This is a genomic window from Yersinia aldovae ATCC 35236 (genome assembly GCF_000173735.1).
Classification (GTDB): Bacteria; Pseudomonadota; Gammaproteobacteria; order Enterobacterales; family Enterobacteriaceae; genus Yersinia; species Yersinia aldovae.
This window is the reverse complement of record NZ_ACCB01000007.1, coordinates 16205-36845: the sequence shown is the minus strand read 5'-3', so window position 1 is coordinate 36845 and position 20641 is coordinate 16205. Positions and strand designations below refer to the sequence as shown.

The following is a 20641-nucleotide window of genomic DNA, read 5'->3' as shown; positions in this document are numbered from 1 at the left end:
TGGAGTCATGATGGAACTTCGAAATAAAAAGATTTCTTTAGACGATTTCATGTCTGAACGCTTTCATGTGTTAAAAACCTGGCATACCGGCAAGGAGGTTGAGAATTTTGAAGAGGGTGTGAAGTATCAGCAAACCATTCCTGAGTCAAAAAACTTTGCCAGAGCCTTATTTGAAGCTGACCGTAAAGGCATCACGCTGAGCCAACCGCGTGCAGGGGTCGCGCTCATTGAAGAACATATTGAGCTACTGAAAACACTACAAAAAGATTGCGACCTGTTGCCAACGACCATTGACGCTTATACCCGCCTTAATCGCTATGAAGAAGCGGCTGTGGGCATCCAAAAATCCATTGAAGCGGGCACGTCTAAACTCAACGGATTACCGGTGGTTAATCATGGTGTTAGTTCATGTCGTCGCATCACAGAATCCTTATCTAAGCCACTGCAAATTCGTCATGGCACTCCTGATGCCCGCCTGTTGGCCGAAATTGCGATGGCCAGCGGATTTACCAGCTACGAAGGTGGTGGCATCTCTTATAACATCCCTTATGCCAAGCGCGTGACGCTGGAAAAATCCATTCGTGACTGGCAATACTGCGATCGTTTGATTGGCGTTTATGAAGAACACGGTATTCGTATCAATCGCGAACCATTTGGCCCGCTGACCGGCACCTTGATCCCGCCATTTGTTTCCCATGCGGTTGCCATCATTGAGGGCTTACTGGCACTGGAACAAGGGGTGAAATCCATCACCGTCGGTTACGGCCAGGTGGGTAATATTGTGCAAGATATTGCTGCGATTCAGTCATTACGCGAACTGGCACATGAGTATTTCCGTGCCAATGGCTACGACAATTACGAACTCAGCACGGTATTCCATCAATGGATGGGCGGGTTCCCGGAAGACGAATCCCGTGCTTTTGCGGTTATCTCTTGGGGATCAGCGGTCGCTGGGATGGCGGGTGCCACCAAAGTGATAACCAAAAGTCCCCATGAAGCCTACGGCATCCCCACCGCTGAAGCGAATGGTCAAGGGCTGCGGGCATCAAACCAAATGCTGAACATGGTACGCGACCAAAAATTCCCTCCTTGTGTAGAGGTTGACCGCGAAGTTGCGCTGATTAAACGCGAAGTACGCGCCGTCATGGATAAAGTGCTGGAATTGGGCCAAGGCGATATTGCGCTAGGGACGGTACGGGCCTTTGAAGCCGGCGTGCTTGATGTGCCTTTTGCTCCCGCTACCTGTAACTCCGGCAAGATGATGCCAATCCGTGATAACCACGGCGCAATCCGCGTGTTCGATCCAGGTTCCGTTCCCCTACCTAAAGATGTGCTGGCACTGCACCATGATTTTGTCGCTGAACGCGCTAAAGAAGAGGGCCGAACGCCTTCATTCCAAATGATCATTGACGATATTAACGCCGTATCCCACAGCAAATTAATAGGAAGACCATAATGAAAATTAAACACGCACTGTTCACCGCAGGTAACTCCTCTTTCTACTTCGATGACCAGCAGGCCATTAAAAATGGCGCGAAACTGGATGGATTTATCTATCAAGGCAAACCTGTAACAGAGGGGTTTAGTGCAATTCGTCAGGCGGGAGAATGCATCAACGTCCAGTTAGTGTTAGAAAATGGCGCTGTGGCGGTGGGTGACTGTGCCGCCGTGCAATACTCCGGTGCCGGTGGACGTGACCCCTTATTTATTGCCGCTAATTTCGTTCCTTTCCTCGAGAAATATATTAAGCCACTGCTGGAAGGGCGCGATATCAGCGAGTTTCGCCTCAATGCACGCTTCTTTGATGAAGTAACAATTGATGGCAAACCACTGCATACCGCCATTCGTTATGGTATTTCTCAAGCCTTACTGGATGCAACCGCATTAGCAACTGGCCGTTTGAAAGCAGAAGTGGTGTGTGATGAATGGCATCTGCCGTTGGTTGCCAAACCGATTCCTTTGTTTGGTCAAAGTGGTGACGATCGTTATATCGCCGTCGATAAAATGATCCTTAAAGGTGTGGATGTGCTGCCGCATGGCCTTATCAATAATGTTGATGAAAAACTGGGCCGCAATGGCGAAAAGTTGCGTGAGTATGTCAGTTGGCTAGCTAAACGCGTTAGCGATTTACGCGTCGAACCGAGCTACAAGCCGGATTTACATATCGACGTTTACGGCACCATTGGTTTGATTTTCGACATGGACCCGCTGTTGTGCGCAGAGTACATCGCCAGTTTGCAAGAGCAGGCAGGTGAACTGAATTTATATATCGAAGGGCCGGTTGATGCGGGTAATAAACCAGACCAAATCCGCTTGTTAACCGAAATCACCCGCAATCTGGAGAAACTGGGATCTTCGGTAAAAATCGTGGCCGATGAGTGGTGTAACACCTACCAAGACATCATCGATTTTACTGATGCAGGTAGCTGCCATATGGTGCAGATCAAAACGCCGGATCTGGGCAGTATTCACAACATCGTTGATGCCGTTCTGTACTGCAATAAAAAAGGTATGGAAGCGTATCAAGGCGGTACTTGTAACGAAACTGATATCAGCGCTCGCACCTGCGTACATGTGGCTATCGCCTCGCGGCCAATGCGGATGTTGATCAAGCCAGGAATGGGGTTTGATGAAGGGATGAATATTGTGTTTAACGAGATGACGCGCACCATCGCACAACTGAATGCAAAGGCCAACTGATATGTCTAGAACGTTTAAAATCCTGTCGCCAACGGCCATTCTGGGGTACGGGTTTCCAGAAGAAAGCTTTATGAGGGCGATGGAGGAGTCACCTGATTTAATTGCCGTGGATGCCGGTTCTTCCGATCCCGGCCCTCACTATCTCGGTTCGGGCAAGCCATTTACTGATCGGGCCGGAGTCAAACGAGATTTGCGTTACATGATAACCGCAGGTGTGAAACAGGGCATTCCGGTAGTCATCGGCACGGCAGGAGGTTCAGGGGCCGCGCCGCATTTGGAATGGTGTCGCCAGATCATTTTAGAGATTGCCAAAGAGGAATCGCTTAACTTTACGATGGCGGTGATTCCTGCTGACGTAAGTAAAGATGTGGTTCACGCAGCCCTAGATGCAGGAAAAATTCAGTCACTGGATTTTGTCCCTGAACTGACTCATGAAGCCATTGATGCAACAACATATATTGTTGCACAGATGGGGATTGAGCCTTTTCAGGAAGCATTACGCGCTGGCGCGCAAGTGGTGCTAGGCGGCCGCGCTTATGACCCCGCATGTTTTGCCGCCTTACCTATCATGGTAGGGTTCGATGAAGGTCTGGCGTTACATTGCGGCAAGATTCTGGAGTGCGCTGCCATTGCAGCAACACCAGGATCAGGTTCTGACTGTGCAATGGGTATTCTGGATGAAACCGGTTTTACATTAAAACCTTTAATCAGAAACGCCAGTTCACTGCAACCTCTGCCGCTGCACATACCTTGTATGAGAAATCAGATCCTTACTTCTTGCCCGGCCCCGGTGGAGCACTGAATCTGAAAGCGTGCAGCTTTAAAGATGTGGGCAATGGTCAGGTTCGTGTTAGCGGTTCGGTACATGAGCATACGCCCTACACCGTGAAGCTGGAAGGGGCTCGTCCGGTGGGCTACCGCACACTGAGTATTGCCGGTACGCGTGACTCAATTATGATTGCTGATATCGATAACATCTTGCTGGAAGTGCGCAAAAGTGTGGAAAAAAACCTGAGCATCGAGCCAGACTCAGTACAGCTCAATTTTCATCTGTATGGCAAAAATGGCGTGATGGGGAAAATGGAGCCAGAGCCAGATACCACATCTTATGAATTGGGTATTTTGCTTGATGTTGTGGCCCCTTCTCAAGCGACAGCCGACAGTATTTGCTCACTGGCTCGCTCTACCCTGCTTCATTATGGTTATGCTGGCCGCATTGCAACCGCAGGCAATTTAGCCTTCCCATTCTCACCATCAGACATTAGAGCCGGTCTGGTTTATGAATTCTCCATTTATCATTTAATGGAATATACACCAGAGATTGCCTTTAAGTTCCGCCTGGAGAATGTAACCGCAGAGGGAGTGATGGCATGAAAATATCCATTCTCGACTTGGCTCATGTTGTGAGATCAAAAAATGCTGGGCCATATGAATTAGTGTTGGATATTCTATTTAAAGATAAAGAGATATATTCATCAATTAAACAATCAGGTCAATTTAAAAAGGAACTGATAGCAAAACTTTATAAAATTGATCCCGAACGCGTTCATCGCATTGTTTGGTTTGATCCGGCGAACGCCGTCAAAGTGGTGATGCCGCGCGGCCTGGTATCGGGTGCGGTAGGCGACACTGATGTCTATGGTGCTCAACAACATGCGCCATTATTGAAGATCGAATTCAACATTTAGTTTTCATTCGTTATCGCCGTAGAACATAGATCCTCAAATCATCCGGTGCATTGTGCTGCGTTCGAGCTTCACCCTGCACCTTTTTCAATAAACAGATGAAACACAACATCAGTCTTATTATTAAATAAATTTAGAAAGACGATACCACCCTACTTATAAATGGAATCATTATGAAATCAAAAAATTTGACCACAATGATCATCTTGGGTTTGATAATAGGTATTATTGTCGGGTTTTTAATAAACTCCTTTAGTAACCCTGAATTTGCAAAATCTTACGCATCTGAAATATCTATTTTTACTGATATTTTCCTACGGTTGATCAAAATGATCATTGCCCCGTTGATCATCTCAACATTGGTGGTTGGGATTGCCAAAATGGGTGATGCCAAAACATTAGGGCGCGTCTTCTCCAAAACGCTGTTCCTGTTCATTTGCGCAGCATTCATTTCCATTCTACTCGGTCTCGTGGTGGTTAACCTCCTAAGACCAGGTGATGGCATTAACTTCGTAGCCGCAACCGCCAGTGCTGTGGACGGTGTTGCACCGGTTCCATTCTCCGCGAAGGCCTTTATCTCACATGCCATTCCAACCAGTATTGTTGATGCAATGGCGCGCAATGAAATCCTGCAAATTGTTGTATTCTCCGTCTTCATGGGGGTTAGCCTTTCTGCTATCGGCGAGAAAGCACAACCTATCGTCTCCGTATTAGATTCGCTGGCACACCTGATGTTGAAACTCACAGGTTATGTCATGCTATTTGCGCCGTTGACCGTGTTTGCCGCCATATCCGCGATGATTTCTGAACGTGGTTTAAGCGTATTAGTCAGTGCCGGTATCTTTATGGGCGAGTTCTATATGACCCTTGGCCTGCTATGGCTTATTTTGATCGGCTGCTCAATACTACTCATTGGCCGTTGCACCCTTAGGTTAATAAAAGGTATCAGCGAACCTGCATTGTTAGCCTTTACCACTTCAAGTTCTGAAGCCGCCTTCCCCGGTACATTAGAAAAGCTGGAAGAATTTGGCGTTTCGAACAAAATTGCCAGCTTCGTTTTGCCTATCGGCTACTCCTTCAACCTGGTTGGCTCAATGGCATATTGCTCATTTGCGGTCATATTTATTGCTCAGGCATGTAATATTCATCTGAGCATGGGCGAGCAAATCACCATGTTGTTAATTTTGATGCTGACCTCTAAAGGCATGGCTGGTGTGCCGCGCGCGTCGTTAGTGGTTATCGCAGCCACTCTCAGCCAATTTAATATCCCGGAAGCGGGTTTGATTCTATTAATGGGTGTTGATCCCTTCCTCGATATGGGCCGTTCCGCCACTAACGTGATGAGTAATGCGGTGGGCGCGGCTCTGGTTGGGCGTTGGGAGGGTGAACATTATGGTGAAGGCTGCCGCGGTGTGGCAAAAATTCACACCGAAACGACCCTTGATCAAGAGACCGTAGCCGTTCAAGAAAGTTTTACTCTTGAAGCATCAGCTAAGTAATAGCGCAACCGTATTGGTGTCTTATCAGGAGAACTCAAGGTTTGAGCTTAAGTCAGCTTAGACCTTGCGTTTGGTCATTCAAAATTCTCCTAACGCAGAGATATCCGTTTAATAATTCAAAAAAAAGCAATGAGTCACATAAAACTTCGCGTTAAAAACATTCAGCCCATCGTATAAAACTTGATGTTACTGTTGCATTGGAAAACACCGTTTTTCTGGCACATCACTGATCTCACACAGGGTAAAATAGGCGCATACCTTGGATAGAAAGGTATTGCGGGTCACGTTCTCTCGCAAGTAATATGCCCGATATGACGTGCCCAGCTCGACAGGCGCGCAAAGTTCACCGACGACGTGATGCGTCAGTAAAAACTCAAACTCAGGAGGAATGTTGAATTTTCTTTTCAAAACACCATCGTGGCGCAAGCAAACTCGTGTCGCAAAATAGTTGCCATAGATCATGTCGTAGTCGGTATTTGACTCAAGGGTAATAGCAAAGCACCCTTTTTCGCTCGCGTGCATACAGTAGCAATCAAGCATATCTACCGTGTTCTCTACCGCCTGACGATAAACATTGGGCACCGCGTCCCTACCCGGTTTCAGCGCAAACATGCCTTGAGTACAGAAATTTTGGATCAATCGAGCCGTATTATCAAAAATGTCGATTTCTCTTTTTCTTGTCTGTCTCGCGCTACCAAAGGCTGAAGCGAAAAACTCACCTTCATAAAAATACCTTGCCTGCCCAAGATGAGTTATCAGTTGTTCAGCAAGATTGTGCCGCTGGTCAGTGAAGTTAGATAACTCAAATGCTTTGCTCTTCTCAGCGACCGTCGATGCAAGACAGGCGCACAAATCATTTAAAATTAACGTCGCACTAGCGTTGATCTTGCTGACAATTTGTGCGAAAACCTCACGAGGTAACATGGCCGAACTTAGGCAACCCTCTACTGCCTTGCCAAGCTCTTCGAGTTGTTTGAGATACTTCTCGGCCTTAAATTCCTTAGGTAATTCTCCACTATACTTGAGCAAGTCAAGGCCGAGAGTAAAGAGTTCAAATCTTTCGCTATACCTATCTTCGAGCCGTGCGTCTAGCGTCTCATCTGAAGCGCCTACCATCGAATCAGTCCGATCTAAATCGATCACTACCCCCTCAGCCGTGGCTTTCGCAAAGCTGGCTATCGGATTTCCCAGCAACAAAGGATCAATCGGGAAGTGATCTGAAAACTGGCTGGCAAGCAGTGTTGAATAGTGTATCGGCTCGCTTTGTGTGATAAGCACACTTTGGTAGTAAAAACATACACAGGCTTTTCCCGTGCTAAAAAAATCTTCGCCAAAAAGTATTTCTGCGTGAAAGTCCTTATGAAAAGCCGCATGAGTATTATGCTTAAGGGCAATCATCGCACCTAGCTTTATATCCGGCGTACTGTCACCAAAAATATCTTGATGTAAATCCTTCAGCCGTTGGAACTTGGTTTCTCCGCTCATCAGATTGATAAAGAAATCGATGAAATAATCCAAAAAACTCAGTTGGGGAGTGTAATCTTGTCTGCTGGTTACAAACGTCACAACGTCACTATTGGATGCCATTACTCGCGAAAACATATTTTCTCCAAACAGTTCGGGGGAACTTTATTTGATAAATAAATAGCCGATGTTGTCCACATGGAAATAGTTTTGCGCTTGTAATAAAAACTCGCTGCCGCTGATATTGTTTAAAGAGAACGAGTGCTCGGTATAAACCTTATGCACTTCGTTCCTCAGTTCGCTGGCCGCGTAACTCAGATTGAGAACCAATTCGTTAAATACATGCTTATGCAGCAAAATCTCAAAGTTTCTTGAGGGGGGGAAAGCAAAGCTATAGGCGATATTTTCACCGTTATAAAGAGTAAGCGTTCGATTGGTCGCATCCGAACTTTTTGCTGGCCCCATTTTTAAAAACACACTTACCGGTTCATTTGCCTGTTTTAGCTGCTGATATTGATCTAACAACGCGACAGTGTGGTGTACGCTCTGTTTTAGATGCTCAGGGAGTGTGGGTTCGGTGCACAGCAGTCCCTGCTGTAAGGCTTGGTATGATAGATAAATATCATCCGCCGCAATAATCGCGTTTTCCATGTATTTTATCGCCTCTATAGGCGAATTTTGCGTTTTACAAAAGCGCTCAAACGCGGAAAAATCAAAAGTGTTGTCGCTCGCGCGCATAAAATCGAAGTTTTTTAGTATTACGCAAATGTTTTTAGCCGATTGCTGAGTCTTCTGGCTATCACATTCAACAGTGGCCTGCTGTAGGCAGGTTGTTTCGTTTACTAATTGAGACATAATACCCGAGTAAATCGTCCCAAAAATATCACCGATAGCCTGTCGTGTCCTGCGGGTATAGTCTAACAGTTGCTCAATTCTGTCGGGCTGTTCTGGGCACTCATTATCTGGCGAGCTGATTTCAGGTTCATTACTTTCAACGTCATCGTTCGCGCTGCCTATATCATCAGCAATCAATTTAAGCCGGTAATTCTCACAAGCTGATTTAACGTCAGCAGATAAATTTAATGCGTCATACTTCTGTAAAAATGTATCGAGTAAATTAAATTTAAAATTAAAGAGTGCTGTTTCCAAGTTAATTAATTTTCTGTCGTCATAGCGGCGTTGTGCAATTTCAGATAGCTGTTCCAACCGATCTAATTCTGGCAATACTTCAGAGAATATATGATCGCAAAAATGTGAGATTGCGTATCCTTCACCGATATACTCTACGTTAGGAAGGTATTGTTCTACACGGGTTCCCGGCGCTAATAAAGGCAATGAAAGCTGCTTTAACATGAGGTCTTTATAATAAACCGTCACCTCTCCCGTATCATCAACACAGGTGTGAAAATCTTTTTGGTATTTTGCACTCACCCAGTTGACCAATTCATTTAGCGCAACCAGCTTATCTTGAGGGCTATTATCTTCACCATAAATCGAATTATGTAGACGTGTAAGTTTATGTACGCTGGTTTCAACGCCCACCAGAGAACGGAAAAAATCACAGAATACCTGCCAGTTAGTTAATGAAATTCGATATTCTGTGCTGCTTTTAGTATCAGAAATATGAAAACTCGATACGCTGACACTTGATATTGATATATCTGAACTCATCACTCACTCCTATTATGCTAATCCATTTGGCGTGATTTGAGCGTAAGTGAAGTTCAGTCGGGTTGATGTCAGGTCATCGCCTGATATAGCGGAATAGCCGCAGCGAGAACCACTGATTTATTTATCAGTCTCGGTGTCATAGTCAATCTCTAGCACCAGGCGTAGCAACGCAGCCACGGGTTCAAACTGCGATTCAGGGATCATTTCACCACACTTCACATCGTGAAATAGCTGACGTGCCAAAGCAATATTTTCGACTACCGGAATCGACTCACGTAGCGCCAGGCTTACGATGTGTTCTGCTCTGGCATCCGTGCCCTTCTCTAAAATCGTGGGTACCGGCATCTCAACCGGATCGTAACCAAGACAAACGGCGATATGGGTTGGGTTGCGCACAACCACGGCGGATTGCCTCACATTCTGCGCCAGGCTTCCACTTTGCATTTCACGTTGTAGCTCTCGCCGACGTTTTTTGGTCTGCGGATCACCTTCCATGTCTTTATGCTCCTGCTTCACATCCTCCTTGCTCATACGTTGTTGCTTTAGGGTGTTATGGCTCTGGAAGGCATAATCAAACACGCCGAGTACCACATAAAACGTCAGCAACGCATACCACATCCAGCGTACAAAGGTCGAAAATACCGGAATAGCGCAGGCCGGATCGCAGTAAGGCAGCGCTTGAAACGTCGGAGCGTAATAGCGAAATAAGTAGACGAAAATGAGGCACAGTAAAATAACTTTCAGGCAGGACTTAATCAGCTCAATCAGGCTGCGCAACGAAAAAATCTGCTTTAGGTTACTTACCGGGCTAATCCGCTCTGCTTTGAAGCCCAGCGCTTTGCTTGCCACCATAAAGCCAACCTGAGCCAACACGCTGGCGATGGTGGCCGCCGCCAGCATCCCGCCAAACAGGGCAAACATGAGTCCTCCGGCGCTGAACAGCGCCCGCGTCATGACCCCCACAGCGTAACTAAAAGGTTTATTAATCAGCCCCGCAGCAAGCAACATCAGCCCCGCGACTCGCTGAATCATTGCATTGGCAAAAAAGTAGGAAAAAAGCTAACACCGTAACTAATTGAATCCCAGAAGTGATCTCCATACTTTTGATCACCTGCCCTTCCTGGCGGCTATCACGCTTTTTTTTCTCGGTGGGTTGCTCGGTTTTCTCACTCATGGCTGGCTAACCATCGGCTAACATGCCGATACAACGCTTCACTTTCAAGCTGATAGTGATGAAAGGCATAGGGCAGCGACAACAACAGTAGAAAGAGGGCCAGCGCACTTTTAATCGGCATCGAATAAAAAAAATACGTTCAATTGCTGGGCGGAACGGTTTAGCAGCCCCAACGCTAAATCCGCCAGAACCATACTCAGCACCGCGGGCAGGGAAAAACTCAGGCACAGGCGATACAGCATCTGCCATTCAGTGAGCAGGAAATTAAAAAAAGTGGAATTGAACTGCAACACGTTACCAGGAGGAAAATAGTGATACGAATCATACAGCGCAGAAAGCAGCAGATTGAAACCACCGGTCATAAAGAACAGTGCGCACAAAAACTGACTAAACAGCAGACCAAGAATTGACGTTTGTACCGACATCGCCGGATTGAACACGGTACCCATTGTTGCCCCGCGCAACGTATCAATGAGAAAACCCGCCATGTCCACCGCCCAAAAAGGGATAGCAGCGCAAAAACCCAATAGCAGCCCAATGAGCATTTCGCCGGGAATAAGGTTTAGCCACCCCCACCCCGGATGAATTTCCACCTGAGCGTGGATAAGAGGTAACATCGGTAGCATTACCGCCAGCAATACCCCGTTGCGAATTAGTGGCGATCCCAAATTACCGCTCTGTAGCAGCGGAAAAAGCAGCGTAAGCCCCAGTGGTCTCATCATTGCAACAGCCACCGTCACCAGCCCATCGCTTACCAGATTTGTCATCCGTGGGTGCCTATTTGCAGCAGAACTTGCCGCGTATAGGCTAACAATAACCCTCCCAGCCAATGGTAAGTCACCATCAGCATCAGCGCGACGGCCAGTAGCTTAATCATAAACTGCAAGGTTTGATCCTGAATCTGGGTCAGCGCCTGAAATAGACTGACCGCAATCCCCACCACCGAGGCCACCAGCACGACAGGCAAAGAGGTCATCAGAACCAACCACATCAGCTCGGTGACGAAATGTACAAGGTTGGCATCATTCATACAAAGCTCTGTACCAGTTGGGAAAGGATCAGATCCCATCCACCCGCCAGCAGAAAAATTAGCAGCTTGAAAGGTAATGAGATGGTCATGGGCGATACCATCATCATGCCCATTGCCAGCAGAATATTCGAAACCAGCAGGTCGATGGCAAGAAAAGGCAGGTAGATAAGCAGGCCGATACGAAATGCCTGAGTCAATTGGCTGACGGTAAACGCGGGTAATAGAATTAGCAGTGAATCGGGTTTGACTCGCCGACGGGCATCTTCCGGCCACGTTTTTGCGATCAAATTGCGAAAGTAGCGCGCTTCTTTCTCATCTGAGTTTTTTTGCAGAAATTGACGATATGGGCCTAGCGCATGGCCATCCCAGCCGCTCATCCACACCGGCGTACTGGCATCAGCCACCGGGTGCCATTGGGCTTTCACCGCCAATACCGTTGGTGCCATGATGAACATGGAGAGCACCAGCGCCAAGCCATACAGCGCCATGTTCGGCGGCACCTGTTGAATTCCCAGCGCATTGCGCAAAATAGAAAATACGACCGCCAGCTTGAGGAATGAGGTTCCCATCACCACAGCGAGCGGCAGTAACGAGAGGACAAACAGCAGCGCGATAAGCTGCCAGGGAGAGTCAGGTAAAGACATGGTATTTCCTAATAAGGCGGTGATGAACCAGTTATAACCACCGCCCCACCCCGCGACTATCAGGTGTTTACCGTATCCCCCTGCGTTTGCGCGACCTCTGCGGGGCTGAGATACCAGCGATTGATCCGCACCAGAAAGCTGTCGCCACAGCCGACTAGCTCCCCGGCCCCCAGAACCCGCCCATTCAGCCTCAGTTTCACTTCACCACCAAACTGGGCAGCGACAGGCAACAGATCACCCACACGCAGCGCACGCAGCGCACCTAAAGAGATATCCACCTGCCCGACTTCCACCAACAGTATTTGCGGCAGGTCGTCGATACTCACCGCGAGAGGTGGCGGATTATCCACATCATCCCGTTCTTCCATTAGCAAGCTTTCAACGTCCTGTACCAGTTCACTTATTTGCATATTATTCTCCTGCGCAAAGCTCACCCGCGCCGCAACCCCCGCCGACAGCAACAAAATACATTCACCGGCGCGGAGGTGGCCAAAGGGTTGCATCCGCACGCCGTCACCCATGTTAAGACCTCTTAGCTCGGAGAGCGAAAGAGAGCACCATCCCGCATAGCAGGCAAAAGCAATAGGAGGCAAAACATGTACCGACCGTACTGTGGTTTTGACCAACGGTATGAGAGAGAGAAAATAGGCCGGCGGCCAGCCAAACAGCAGGGCACGAAAACGGTGCTGCTCTATCTGCCAGCTAAAAGTCAGCGCCAGTTGCTGCGGAAAACTGCTACAGTCGCGTGGATAACCGCTTGGGTTCGCCATCACCGCATCGCTGGCAGCCAGCAGCGGTGAAAGCCCCCATTCAGCAACGCCAGCTAATAGCTGCGGGTCAATCGCGTTTGAATCCGAAGAGCCAATCATCGTTTCGCACCACGTTTGCCAATCGCCCTGCGGTAACCAGATGTCGCATTCCGTGCCCTCCAATGTCACCGCGAACGCGACCCCTGGTTGGGCAACCGTCCACTGCTGCGCCACAATATGCAGCGCACCTAAGCTAACGCCTTCTACTGGCAGATACTTAGCCAGCTCCCCTTCACTCGGTGTCATCGTTGACATACTTTATCTCCAGCGTCACCTGATGACCTGCCGCGAGAAGCCCGGCGTTCAGCCAGGCAGAAAAGTGCTTTAAGGTGTTACACGACGCATATTGCGGCACCAAAACGTTGAGATAGGTTTTCCCCTCCAGCACCTCTATCTCGCAGACCAGCCCAGCCGCAGGCCCCCCCAACACTTGATAACGGCTTGTTTGTCGTCGCAACAGCGCCGATTTGTTACCAGAATGGCCTGGCGCAGCGGTAATCTGCCCCATTAGCTGCGTAAACCGGGTTTTACCTGGCTGACGCTGCACTTCTTCATCGCTGTTGTCAGGCTGGGTATGCCACAGGCAGCCCTCGATTCTAATAATATTCATTGTTTAGCAGTCCTCTGATTTTTTCCTTTTTTTTCTATAATGATAATGAGTTCCTGGTGCAGCACATCAAGCCGCTGTTGTAACTGTTTCTGCGTATCCGACAGCGTGCATTGTTGCAGCGCCATGCTGTGAACCTCATGAAATAGGCTGCCCATTTTTTGCTTTTTGTTCCAGCAACTCATTCGCCGGTAAGGTTCCAGACCACGTTAGTAACTGGTTCTGCAACTGAGCTAATTCAGTACGCCGTACCTGACATTGATTCTGCATCACTTCCGTTTGCATATGCTGGCGTGTGAGTTCAGCCATCTGCCGCCGCAATCGATCCTCCCGGCGCTCTTTGATCTTGAGTAAACAGTGCAGCATCAGCTGCCCGTCAGATAACGTAGCTGTGGCAGCAGTTCGTCGATATTGCATGGTTCATTACCCTGTTGTTGCAAGAAATGACAAATGGCGGGATAGCTATCCACCGCGTGATCGGCCTGCGAATCCTCTCCGCGTTTAAACTCCCCCACCCGCACCAATAGCTCGACGTCACGGTATACCGAGAGTTGGCTACGTAGTGCGTTAGCCTGCGCCCGGTGTTCGGCGCTGGTGACCATCGGCATAATGCGACTTAGGCTCGCCAGAACATCAATGGCGGGGAAATGGGCGGATTCGGCCAACCGACGCGAGAGAACGATGTGGCCGTCTAGCAGCGATCTGACCTCATCGGCTAGCGGCTCGTTCATGTCATCTCCCTCCACCAGCACGGTATAAAATGCGGTGATACTGCCGCGTTCCCCCTTGCCTGCCCGCTCCAACAAGCGTGGCAATGCGGCAAAAACGCAAGGAGGGTAACTGCCCGGTACCGCCACTTCGCCGCTGGCAAGCGCAATCTCCCGTGCGGCGCGGGCATAGCGCGTGAGGGAATCCGCAAACAGCAAGACACGCTTGCCTTGGTCGCGGAACGCTTCGGCAATCGTGGTGGCAACAAACAGCGCTCGCATTCGCTCAAGCGCAGGCCGATCAGCCGTTGAAACCACTATCACACAGCGGCGGCGTACCTCTTCGCCCAACGTTTGCTCAATAAATTCACGGACCTCACGGCCTCGCTCACCGATAAGTACCAGCACATTTATCTCACTGTCGGGACTGCGACACAGCATCGACAACAGGGTGCTTTTCCCCACGCCCGCCGCCGCAAAAATACCGATACGCTGCCCTTCACCACACGTTAATAAGCTGTCGATGGCGCGAATGCCCGTCAGCATGGGCCTTTCAATTAACTGTCGCGTCAACGGCGACGGCGGAGGGGCATCGTAGTCACGCCACGGCCCTTGCAGTTCGGGGCCACGATCTAAAGCCTGCCCCATGCCGTCAATCACACGCCCTAGCAGATCTTGTCCCACCGGAACACGGTGCCGCCGTGCCAGCGGCTGAATCTGCTGCCCGCAATACAACCCGGCGGTGCTGATAAACGGCGAAAGGAGCGCGTGAGTACCGTCGATCCCCACGACTTCAGCTAATGCCCCTTGTGGCAGTAAACAGCAAACCTCCCCCATAAAAACGCCGGGAAGATAGGCCGTTAGCAGGGTCGCACCGATGTGCAGCAAGCGTCCGGTTTTGGTATATCCATTGGGTGGTTCATCGAGCGGAGTGAGACTCCTTTCTAATGCACCCAATAACGAGTCGGTTTTACGCTTCATCGAGGGCTAACTCCTCAGCACTAAGATCAATGCTGTGTACCACCTGTACCGCGCAGTTATCCCCCAGTTCTTGCCATGAGAGCACCGAGATACTAAACAGACTCGATTCAATAATTTTACGCAGAAAACGGCGCGTATCGACCGAGGTCACGATACGCAAATCGCCATGCTCACTTAGCGCCGCGTTGATTAAGCCCAATATGCGCGTGCTCTGCGGGAGACTGAGCGCAGCATAAGTGCCCATCGAGGTCTGACGAATCGACTCTCGAATCAGGTTTTCAATACCCTCACCGATACGCAGCGCACGCAGTGGCTCCCCCTGCGGTGTTAATCGATGCAAGATATGACGGCGCAGCGCTATGCGAACGTATTCGGTTAACATCAGTACATCTTTTTCGCGCGGTGCCCATTCGATTAAAGTGCCGAAAATCATACGCAAATCGCGGATCGATACCCCTTCCGCCACCAGACGCTGCAAGGTTTCGGTGATTTTGCTGATCGGTAATTGGCGCTGTAGCTCTTTGACCAATTCGGAATAGCGCTTTTCCATCGCATCCATCAGATAACGCGCTTCCTGCACGCCGATAAATTCAGCCATGTGACGGAGTAATACCCGCCGTAGCAGCGCAGTGATGCGTTGATTGCTCTCCACGACCACTAACCCCATTCCTTGTGCCTTTTTGCCCGCATCCTCTGACAGCCAGGTGATACTCCCCATGCCATCCGGCAGAGGTTGTACGCGGCCCTCTATCTGGTCATCAGACTTGAGGAGCAAACAAGGTTGATCCATCGGTATTGGCAGAGAAAATACCGGTTCTTGATAAATCAACACGCTCATCCCTTGCACTGCGCACTTACCATCGATCACAAGGTTTACCTCAGGCAAAGGCACGCCGTACTGCTCAAATAGCGCCCAGCGAACGGCATCAATATCTCTTGCCAGCGTGTTGGTATTGAGTTCAGGCATCAGTCGCAGCGTTAGCGGGCGGGCGCCGGGTTGCATGGCATCATCGGTCATCTCATCCGCTCTCGCCGTCTCTCCTTGTGGCTGGCGTGTACGACGCCAAATAAACAGAAATGGCAGCGCCGAAAGCACCGCCATCACGAAGAAATCGAGGAAAGGAAATCCCGGTATTACAGCGAATAAAATCAATACGATGGCGGTAAGCATCAGCGCCTGCGGTTGTCTGCCAAGCTGGGTGGTTAATTCGCTGGCAAGATTCTGCTTTTTCTCACCGGGCACTCGGGTCACGATGATACCCGCGCTGAGTGAAATTAAGAGCGAAGGGATCTGGCCACACAGTCCGTCACCGATCGAAAGAACACTGTAGGTCTGTACCGCATCCCCCAGCGACATACCGTATTGCACCACCGCGATAATGATGCCGCCGATAAGGTTAACCAGAACCACGATGATCCCAGCGATAGCATCACCTTTTACAAACTTCATTGCTCCGTCCATCGCACCCAGGAAACGGCTCTCTTGCTGAACATATTGACGCAATTCTCGCGCCTGATTAGCGTCGATGACGCCAGCACGCAAGTCACCATCAATGCTCATCTGTTTGCCAGGCATTCCGTCGAGTGAAAAGCGGGCGCTAACCTCTGCCACGCGCTCGGTGCCTTTGGTTATCACGATAAATTGCACGATGGTGATAATGGTGAAAATGACCACTCCCACCGTTAGATTTCCCCCCACCACAAAATGACCGAAGGCATCAACAATATCCCCCGCATCATGTTGCAGCAGTACCAAACGCGAGGTACTGATGGTTAATGAAAGACGATACAGTGTGGTAATCAACAGCAGCGACGGGAAAACGGACAGATCCAGTGGGTCGTTGATATAGATGGCAATCAGCAGCAAAATCACCGAAAAGGTGATGTTGATGGTGATCAGAATATCCACCATGAACGTTGGCAGCGGCAGGATCATCATCACGATCGCGATGAGCAGCACCACGGCCAGGATGATATCTTGTCGCCCTGAACAGGCAGCCAGCCCCTGCTGAACTCTTTTCATGCTGATCATTGGGGTTTGCATAGCGACTCCAGAAAAGCCTGTTGACGGCGATGTAGCAGTAGCCATAGCTCGGCGGCGCTGTCTGCGGCAGGAGAACAACTCATTACCAGGCCACGACGGAGTTGGAAGAATCGTTGAGGGATACCCGCAAAGCGGGCAGGCTGCCAGCGATGTAGCGCAAGCAGCAACAGATTGCTGTCATAAGAGTCCAGCGGCAGACATTGGCTAATATGCATACGCCCTCTGCGATAATTGAGATAGGTTTCATACGTGGCTGTCTGCCAATACATATCCGTGCTCACGCGGCAGGCGGGCATCTGCGCTAATTGCATAAACAACTGGATATTGCGCTCTGTGACCAGACTTAACGTCATTTATACCTCCACCTCAACATGAGCACAGAGTTCCAGATGCAGAGCAGGGGCGGAATCAGGTGATAGCCTGATCCCCCTTCATCCCACGTAACACAGTGATGACTTGTTCACGTTGTTCTTCATCGTTAAAACAGTGTTCTGGCATCAACAAAAACAGTGCATCCAACTGCTGCAATAGCCGATTAAGCAGGCTGCGAGAGGTCACCAACGGCGTCAACCGCGACATCATCCATTCCTCGAAAACCCAGCTTTCGTTGGTTATATCAATCAGTAAGGGGAGTAGTGACTCCGCAGGCAACTGGCAAATGGCTTCTTCCCGCCGACACTCTTTTTCCAGCCCCAAAAACAGCAGTAAGCGGCGCAGGCGCACCAGCACTGCGGCTAACCGCTGTTGCTGCCCCCCGGCCACGCAAGCAGAAAGCTCAAAAGCCATCAGGCGTAACAACACTCTGACCCGCTGTCGTCGGTCCGGCCATGCCACAATGCGCTGGAACCATTCGGCCAACGAGACAGCCTCTTCATCCATCGCCTGCTGAAACAAGCGGTTAATCTGTGTTAAAACGCCCTTATCTATATGACCAAGCTCTAATATGCCGAATAACGCCACTTCCCAGCCCTCTTGTGCCATTAGCTCGGCGAGCTGCTGGTTCAGCGTTTTTCTTTTTTTGCGCTCGACGCCATCAGCCGTTAGCAAGGAGGCAACACTTAGGATCTGCTGACCGATATTTTGGCTTAATCCCTGCTGCATCAGTTGCGGTGATATTCCGCCTTCCTGTTGCTGCATTCGTTGCACCATTTTCAACAACGCCTGCTGCCTCAGCTCTTGGCGTTCGGTCACATCCGCTTGCTGATAGTCGCGTAGCCGCCCCCCCAGCGCCATGCCCATATCTTCCAGCGTTTCGGTGAGTGCGCTGCCCGAGGCTTCTTGCAGCTCCTGCAACGCCATATCCATCGGTGAAACCGTGTTTTCAGCGTGTACATTAAGCGGGTGAAGCGCCGTTTCACTGTTTATCGCGTGTGTGGTATCCGCTATTCTCATCAAGATCTCCGGTTTCAGGGGGCACGGTGCGCAGCCAGGTGAGTAACTGCTGAAAATGGTTACTCAGTGAGAATGCGACAGAGAGTTGAGGCGAGGCTAAAACCGCGCGATCGCGCGTAAAGTCAGCTTCAGGAACCAGGGTGAATCGCGCACCAAACTCAGCGAGCATGGCTTCCTGCATTGAAGGATGAATATGCAGTGTTAACGCGCCTTCGCAGGCCATCTGCTCGGCCTGCCGGGCTAATCGTCCACACAACGTCTTCTCGATAGGTTGCTGGTCGAACCATGCGCTGAGTACCTGCTCAAGGCTGCGCTGAATGCGTGCTGATACCGCCTTGACCACCTGCTTTTCTCGCGCTTCGTCCTGCAACAATGCGGTCACATGGGTTTGGAGCCACTGTGCTTCGCAGCGGCTGAGTGTTTCCTGCCGAATACGATCCTGCGCCTGCCGCATCTGTGTCTGCATCTGGCGCTGTGTCTTATGGGCCTCGCGGATGATTCCCTCCGCTTTTCGTCGCGCCGCATTGATGATGACAGCGGCCTCTTTCTCCGCGCTGTTCAGCACCTTAGCCTGCCGATACTGCGCTTCAAGCAGCATCGCAGGAATAATGCCCGTGGCCGGTGGCTGCCAGTCAAACTCGGTTAACGGTATTCGGCATCGGGACATAGCGCTTGCTCCAGTAAATTCATCGCCAGCATGGGCACCTGCGGCCACAGCGCCCGTTCGCACGGTGGCAACATAATCAGCACCGCATACAAAACCGGATCATCTTGCGCTGCACGATGCAGCACAGCGGTACCGATTTTTATCGCGTTAGTGATGAGGTCTATCGGTGAAAACAGCGCCCGACATTTGCCGCAGCTTAGGCCAAACAGCAGCCAAATTAGACCATCATCAAGCCAACGCAGGATGGTCTGCCGATAGTCAGGTAAAAGTAGATAATCGCTGCATCCCAGTTTGAGCAGTCCAATAGCCAGTGCGAATGCGGTCATTTTGGGTGCCAGCCGTACCATTCGCTGTTGCCGCGTGTTGAGCCGCGTCGGTAGCCGTGGCGTTCCTCGCCGCGCCCGCAACGCCTGATTCAGGTAGCTGTCTAACTGCGGTTGCTGACCATATTGCCAGCCGGGTTTAGGCATGAAGCCCAGCGCGGCTAACCAGCTCCGATGGGCATAACGCCCAGGTAGCCAGAGATAACGGTGCAGTTGTAACACCGCCTCTTGCGGTAAATTTGGTACTAGCGCCGTTTGCGCCACGTCATCAGTGCCAGCACGATGAACGCCAAAATCGCCACCATTAATATCGGTATCAAAAGCCAGCGATGTAAGGTTAGCCACTGTATCGCCCTCAACTGGGGTGCCTGGTCAACATTCACCACGCTCGACATTCTGAATTCCGCCGGCTGCATCAGAATACTGATTTGATCTTGCTGCACTCCGGGGATCGATTTCTCAACCAGATTTTTTATCTGTACGCGTAATGCCACCAGGTTGACCTGCGCCCAGAACTTAATAAATACCGCCACCGATGTCTGTCCCGTCGCGCCCTCTTCATCGGGACCAGACGAGGCAATAGTGACATCCACATGCACTACACCGTCCATTTGACTGAGCATGTTTTCGATGCGTTGCTCTTTTAGAAATAAAATCTTTTGCTGCTCTTCTGCCGGAGAGACAACTAACTGGTTAGGCGGAAACATGGTGTCAGCGGAGATATAGCTGCGGCGTGGAAATCCGTTTAATCTCAGCAGCTCAACCGCATTGATGAACTGCGCTTTTTCAACTCGCAGCGTGACGCCACCTGCTACAAGTTGCTTATCAGCGTCAATATTGTGCTGCATCAGGATTGCCAACATTTGGTTGGCATCCTCCTCAGGCAGCGCACTGTAAAGATCCACACGGCACCCTGTGAGCAACAGGGCCAGTGCGGATATCAGCACACAGCGCGCCCATTTCATGTCATGTTCGCCAGTTTGTTAACCGATTGGGATACCGCACCGGCAATCTTAGCCCCCAGATCCACGCCTACCGTGGTGCTGAGAATATTGGCTTGCTGCACTAACATTTGCGACGGCGATAATGCTCCGACGTCGCCCTGTGGCGTGCCTGCATATAACAATTTGTTGAATGCCGTCACTTTCTCGCTGCTTGCGACGCTTAACGCGGGTGCGTTGAGTGTTTTGGCGCTGGCGGCTAAATCTGTGGCTGCGCTGCTGTTAATCATACTCATGGGCTGA

The 20641-nt window shown here is 50.1% G+C and carries 20 protein-coding genes and 3 pseudogenes; 5 read left to right on the top strand and 18 right to left on the bottom strand.

Annotated features, from left to right (window positions below; all coding sequences use genetic code 11):
- The first annotated feature begins 10 nt into the window (after positions 1-10).
- The 5 genes and pseudogenes from YALDO0001_RS04960 (at position 11) to YALDO0001_RS04940 (ending at position 5884) form a co-directional block, all read left to right on the top strand.
- Positions 11-1456 (top strand): methylaspartate mutase subunit E, encoded by a 1446-nt coding sequence (locus YALDO0001_RS04960; protein ID WP_042546380.1) that lies wholly within the window; start codon positions 11-13, stop codon positions 1454-1456.
- Positions 1456-2700 (top strand): methylaspartate ammonia-lyase, encoded by a 1245-nt coding sequence (locus YALDO0001_RS04955; RefSeq protein WP_042839437.1) that lies wholly within the window; start codon positions 1456-1458, stop codon positions 2698-2700. The genes YALDO0001_RS04960 and YALDO0001_RS04955 overlap by 1 nt, the downstream gene beginning before the upstream one ends.
- Position 2701: 1 nt before the next feature.
- Positions 2702-4074: pseudogene (locus YALDO0001_RS04950) on the top strand (acyclic terpene utilization AtuA family protein).
- A complete protein-coding gene (locus tag YALDO0001_RS04945; protein ID WP_042546383.1) occupies positions 4071-4388 on the top strand; it encodes a DUF4387 domain-containing protein in 318 nt (105 codons plus the stop codon). The pseudogene YALDO0001_RS04950 and the gene YALDO0001_RS04945 overlap by 4 nt, the downstream one beginning before the upstream one ends.
- Before the next feature lie 170 nt (positions 4389-4558).
- Positions 4559-5884 carry a dicarboxylate/amino acid:cation symporter gene (locus YALDO0001_RS04940; RefSeq protein ID WP_042839436.1) on the top strand — a complete coding sequence of 442 codons (1326 nt, stop codon included), beginning with the start codon at positions 4559-4561 and terminating at the stop codon, positions 5882-5884.
- A 186-nt stretch (positions 5885-6070) separates the two neighbouring features.
- Here YALDO0001_RS04940 and YALDO0001_RS04935 read toward each other — a convergent pair whose 3' ends face one another.
- The 18 genes and pseudogenes from YALDO0001_RS04935 to sctI all read right to left on the bottom strand — a co-directional run bounded on the left by YALDO0001_RS04935 (position 6071) and on the right by sctI (position 20634).
- Positions 6071-7486: a hypothetical protein gene (locus YALDO0001_RS04935; protein ID WP_004700488.1), complete on the bottom strand. Its 1416-nt coding sequence runs from the start codon at positions 7484-7486 to the stop codon at positions 6071-6073.
- 27 nt (positions 7487-7513) lie between these two features.
- Positions 7514-9019, bottom strand: a complete 1506-nt coding sequence (locus YALDO0001_RS04930) for a hypothetical protein (RefSeq protein WP_004700486.1) — start codon at positions 9017-9019, stop codon at positions 7514-7516.
- A gap of 117 nt (positions 9020-9136) precedes the next feature.
- Positions 9137-10193 (bottom strand): annotated as a pseudogene (locus tag YALDO0001_RS04925) (EscU/YscU/HrcU family type III secretion system export apparatus switch protein).
- Positions 10186-10960 (bottom strand): annotated as a pseudogene (locus YALDO0001_RS04920) (EscT/YscT/HrcT family type III secretion system export apparatus protein). The pseudogenes YALDO0001_RS04925 and YALDO0001_RS04920 overlap by 8 nt, the downstream one beginning before the upstream one ends.
- On the bottom strand, positions 10957-11223 hold the full coding sequence (locus YALDO0001_RS04915) for an EscS/YscS/HrcS family type III secretion system export apparatus protein (RefSeq protein ID WP_042839435.1): 267 nt from the start codon (positions 11221-11223) through the stop codon (positions 10957-10959). Before YALDO0001_RS04915 ends, YALDO0001_RS04920 begins: the two are co-directional and overlap by 4 nt.
- Positions 11220-11867: a type III secretion system export apparatus subunit SctR gene (sctR, locus tag YALDO0001_RS04910; RefSeq protein ID WP_004700475.1), complete on the bottom strand. Its 648-nt coding sequence runs from the start codon at positions 11865-11867 to the stop codon at positions 11220-11222. Before sctR ends, YALDO0001_RS04915 begins: the two co-directional genes overlap by 4 nt.
- A gap of 59 nt (positions 11868-11926) precedes the next feature.
- Complete coding sequence (locus YALDO0001_RS04905) at positions 11927-12931, bottom strand: YscQ/HrcQ family type III secretion apparatus protein (protein ID WP_042839434.1); 1005 nt, start codon at positions 12929-12931, stop codon at positions 11927-11929.
- Positions 12909-13286, bottom strand: coding sequence for a Secretion system apparatus protein ssaP (locus YALDO0001_RS04900; RefSeq protein WP_042546391.1), 378 nt, complete (start codon positions 13284-13286; stop codon positions 12909-12911). Before YALDO0001_RS04900 ends, YALDO0001_RS04905 begins: the two co-directional genes overlap by 23 nt.
- A complete protein-coding gene (locus YALDO0001_RS22185; RefSeq protein ID WP_004700468.1) occupies positions 13283-13411 on the bottom strand; it encodes a hypothetical protein in 129 nt (42 codons plus the stop codon). Before YALDO0001_RS22185 ends, YALDO0001_RS04900 begins: the two co-directional genes overlap by 4 nt.
- A 10-nt stretch (positions 13412-13421) precedes the next feature.
- Positions 13422-13592 carry a hypothetical protein gene (locus tag YALDO0001_RS21770; protein WP_252830386.1) on the bottom strand — a complete coding sequence of 57 codons (171 nt, stop codon included), beginning with the start codon at positions 13590-13592 and terminating at the stop codon, positions 13422-13424.
- A gap of 56 nt (positions 13593-13648) precedes the next feature.
- Positions 13649-14971: an EscN/YscN/HrcN family type III secretion system ATPase gene (locus tag YALDO0001_RS04890; RefSeq protein WP_042839433.1), complete on the bottom strand. Its 1323-nt coding sequence runs from the start codon at positions 14969-14971 to the stop codon at positions 13649-13651.
- Complete coding sequence (locus YALDO0001_RS04885) at positions 14961-17015, bottom strand: EscV/YscV/HrcV family type III secretion system export apparatus protein (RefSeq protein ID WP_042839431.1); 2055 nt, start codon at positions 17013-17015, stop codon at positions 14961-14963. The genes YALDO0001_RS04890 and YALDO0001_RS04885 overlap by 11 nt, the downstream gene beginning before the upstream one ends.
- Entirely contained in the window at positions 17000-17368 is a 369-nt protein-coding gene (locus tag YALDO0001_RS04880; RefSeq protein ID WP_004700462.1) for a type III secretion system protein SsaM, read from the bottom strand. Before YALDO0001_RS04880 ends, YALDO0001_RS04885 begins: the two co-directional genes overlap by 16 nt.
- Positions 17369-17423: 55 nt before the next feature.
- Positions 17424-18407 (bottom strand): TyeA family type III secretion system gatekeeper subunit, encoded by a 984-nt coding sequence (locus YALDO0001_RS04875; protein ID WP_042839430.1) that lies wholly within the window; start codon positions 18405-18407, stop codon positions 17424-17426.
- Positions 18370-19074 (bottom strand): type III secretion system stator protein SctL, encoded by a 705-nt coding sequence (sctL, locus tag YALDO0001_RS04870; RefSeq protein ID WP_042839429.1) that lies wholly within the window; start codon positions 19072-19074, stop codon positions 18370-18372. Before sctL ends, YALDO0001_RS04875 begins: the two co-directional genes overlap by 38 nt.
- Complete coding sequence (locus tag YALDO0001_RS04865; RefSeq protein ID WP_231583224.1) at positions 19050-19742, bottom strand: type III secretion system domain-containing protein; 693 nt, start codon at positions 19740-19742, stop codon at positions 19050-19052. The genes sctL and YALDO0001_RS04865 overlap by 25 nt, the downstream gene beginning before the upstream one ends.
- Positions 19643-20362 (bottom strand): EscJ/YscJ/HrcJ family type III secretion inner membrane ring protein SsaJ, encoded by a 720-nt coding sequence (gene ssaJ, locus YALDO0001_RS04860; RefSeq protein WP_042546398.1) that lies wholly within the window; start codon positions 20360-20362, stop codon positions 19643-19645. Before ssaJ ends, YALDO0001_RS04865 begins: the two co-directional genes overlap by 100 nt.
- Entirely contained in the window at positions 20359-20634 is a 276-nt protein-coding gene (gene sctI, locus YALDO0001_RS04855) for a type III secretion system inner rod subunit SctI (RefSeq protein WP_042839428.1), read from the bottom strand. Before sctI ends, ssaJ begins: the two co-directional genes overlap by 4 nt.
- Positions 20635-20641: the final 7 nt, after the last annotated feature.

What these genes read in the sequence shown, in the direction of transcription:
- sctL (WP_042839429.1), bottom strand. Translation starts at nt 19,074, where the DNA reads ATGTCCCGATGCCGAATACCGTTAACCGAGTTTGACTGGCAGCCACCG.
- sctR (WP_004700475.1), bottom strand. Translation starts at nt 11,867, where the DNA reads ATGTCTTTACCTGACTCTCCCTGGCAGCTTATCGCGCTGCTGTTTGTC.
- YALDO0001_RS04885 (WP_042839431.1), bottom strand. Translation starts at nt 17,015, where the DNA reads ATGCAAACCCCAATGATCAGCATGAAAAGAGTTCAGCAGGGGCTGGCT.
- YALDO0001_RS04945 (WP_042546383.1), top strand. Translation starts at nt 4,071, where the DNA reads ATGAAAATATCCATTCTCGACTTGGCTCATGTTGTGAGATCAAAAAAT.
- YALDO0001_RS04955 (WP_042839437.1), top strand. Translation starts at nt 1,456, where the DNA reads ATGAAAATTAAACACGCACTGTTCACCGCAGGTAACTCCTCTTTCTAC.
- YALDO0001_RS21770 (WP_252830386.1), bottom strand. Translation starts at nt 13,592, where the DNA reads ATGGCTGAACTCACACGCCAGCATATGCAAACGGAAGTGATGCAGAAT.
- YALDO0001_RS04915 (WP_042839435.1), bottom strand. Translation starts at nt 11,223, where the DNA reads ATGAATGATGCCAACCTTGTACATTTCGTCACCGAGCTGATGTGGTTG.
- YALDO0001_RS04875 (WP_042839430.1), bottom strand. Translation starts at nt 18,407, where the DNA reads ATGAGAATAGCGGATACCACACACGCGATAAACAGTGAAACGGCGCTT.
- sctI (WP_042839428.1), bottom strand. Translation starts at nt 20,634, where the DNA reads ATGAGTATGATTAACAGCAGCGCAGCCACAGATTTAGCCGCCAGCGCC.
- YALDO0001_RS04900 (WP_042546391.1), bottom strand. Translation starts at nt 13,286, where the DNA reads ATGAATATTATTAGAATCGAGGGCTGCCTGTGGCATACCCAGCCTGAC.
- YALDO0001_RS04930 (WP_004700486.1), bottom strand. Translation starts at nt 9,019, where the DNA reads ATGAGTTCAGATATATCAATATCAAGTGTCAGCGTATCGAGTTTTCAT.
- YALDO0001_RS04905 (WP_042839434.1), bottom strand. Translation starts at nt 12,931, where the DNA reads ATGTCAACGATGACACCGAGTGAAGGGGAGCTGGCTAAGTATCTGCCA.
- ssaJ (WP_042546398.1), bottom strand. Translation starts at nt 20,362, where the DNA reads ATGAAATGGGCGCGCTGTGTGCTGATATCCGCACTGGCCCTGTTGCTC.
- YALDO0001_RS04960 (WP_042546380.1), top strand. Translation starts at nt 11, where the DNA reads ATGGAACTTCGAAATAAAAAGATTTCTTTAGACGATTTCATGTCTGAA.
- YALDO0001_RS04890 (WP_042839433.1), bottom strand. Translation starts at nt 14,971, where the DNA reads ATGAAGCGTAAAACCGACTCGTTATTGGGTGCATTAGAAAGGAGTCTC.
- YALDO0001_RS04935 (WP_004700488.1), bottom strand. Translation starts at nt 7,486, where the DNA reads ATGTTTTCGCGAGTAATGGCATCCAATAGTGACGTTGTGACGTTTGTA.
- YALDO0001_RS04880 (WP_004700462.1), bottom strand. Translation starts at nt 17,368, where the DNA reads ATGACGTTAAGTCTGGTCACAGAGCGCAATATCCAGTTGTTTATGCAA.
- YALDO0001_RS04940 (WP_042839436.1), top strand. Translation starts at nt 4,559, where the DNA reads ATGAAATCAAAAAATTTGACCACAATGATCATCTTGGGTTTGATAATA.
- YALDO0001_RS22185 (WP_004700468.1), bottom strand. Translation starts at nt 13,411, where the DNA reads ATGGCGCTGCAACAATGCACGCTGTCGGATACGCAGAAACAGTTACAA.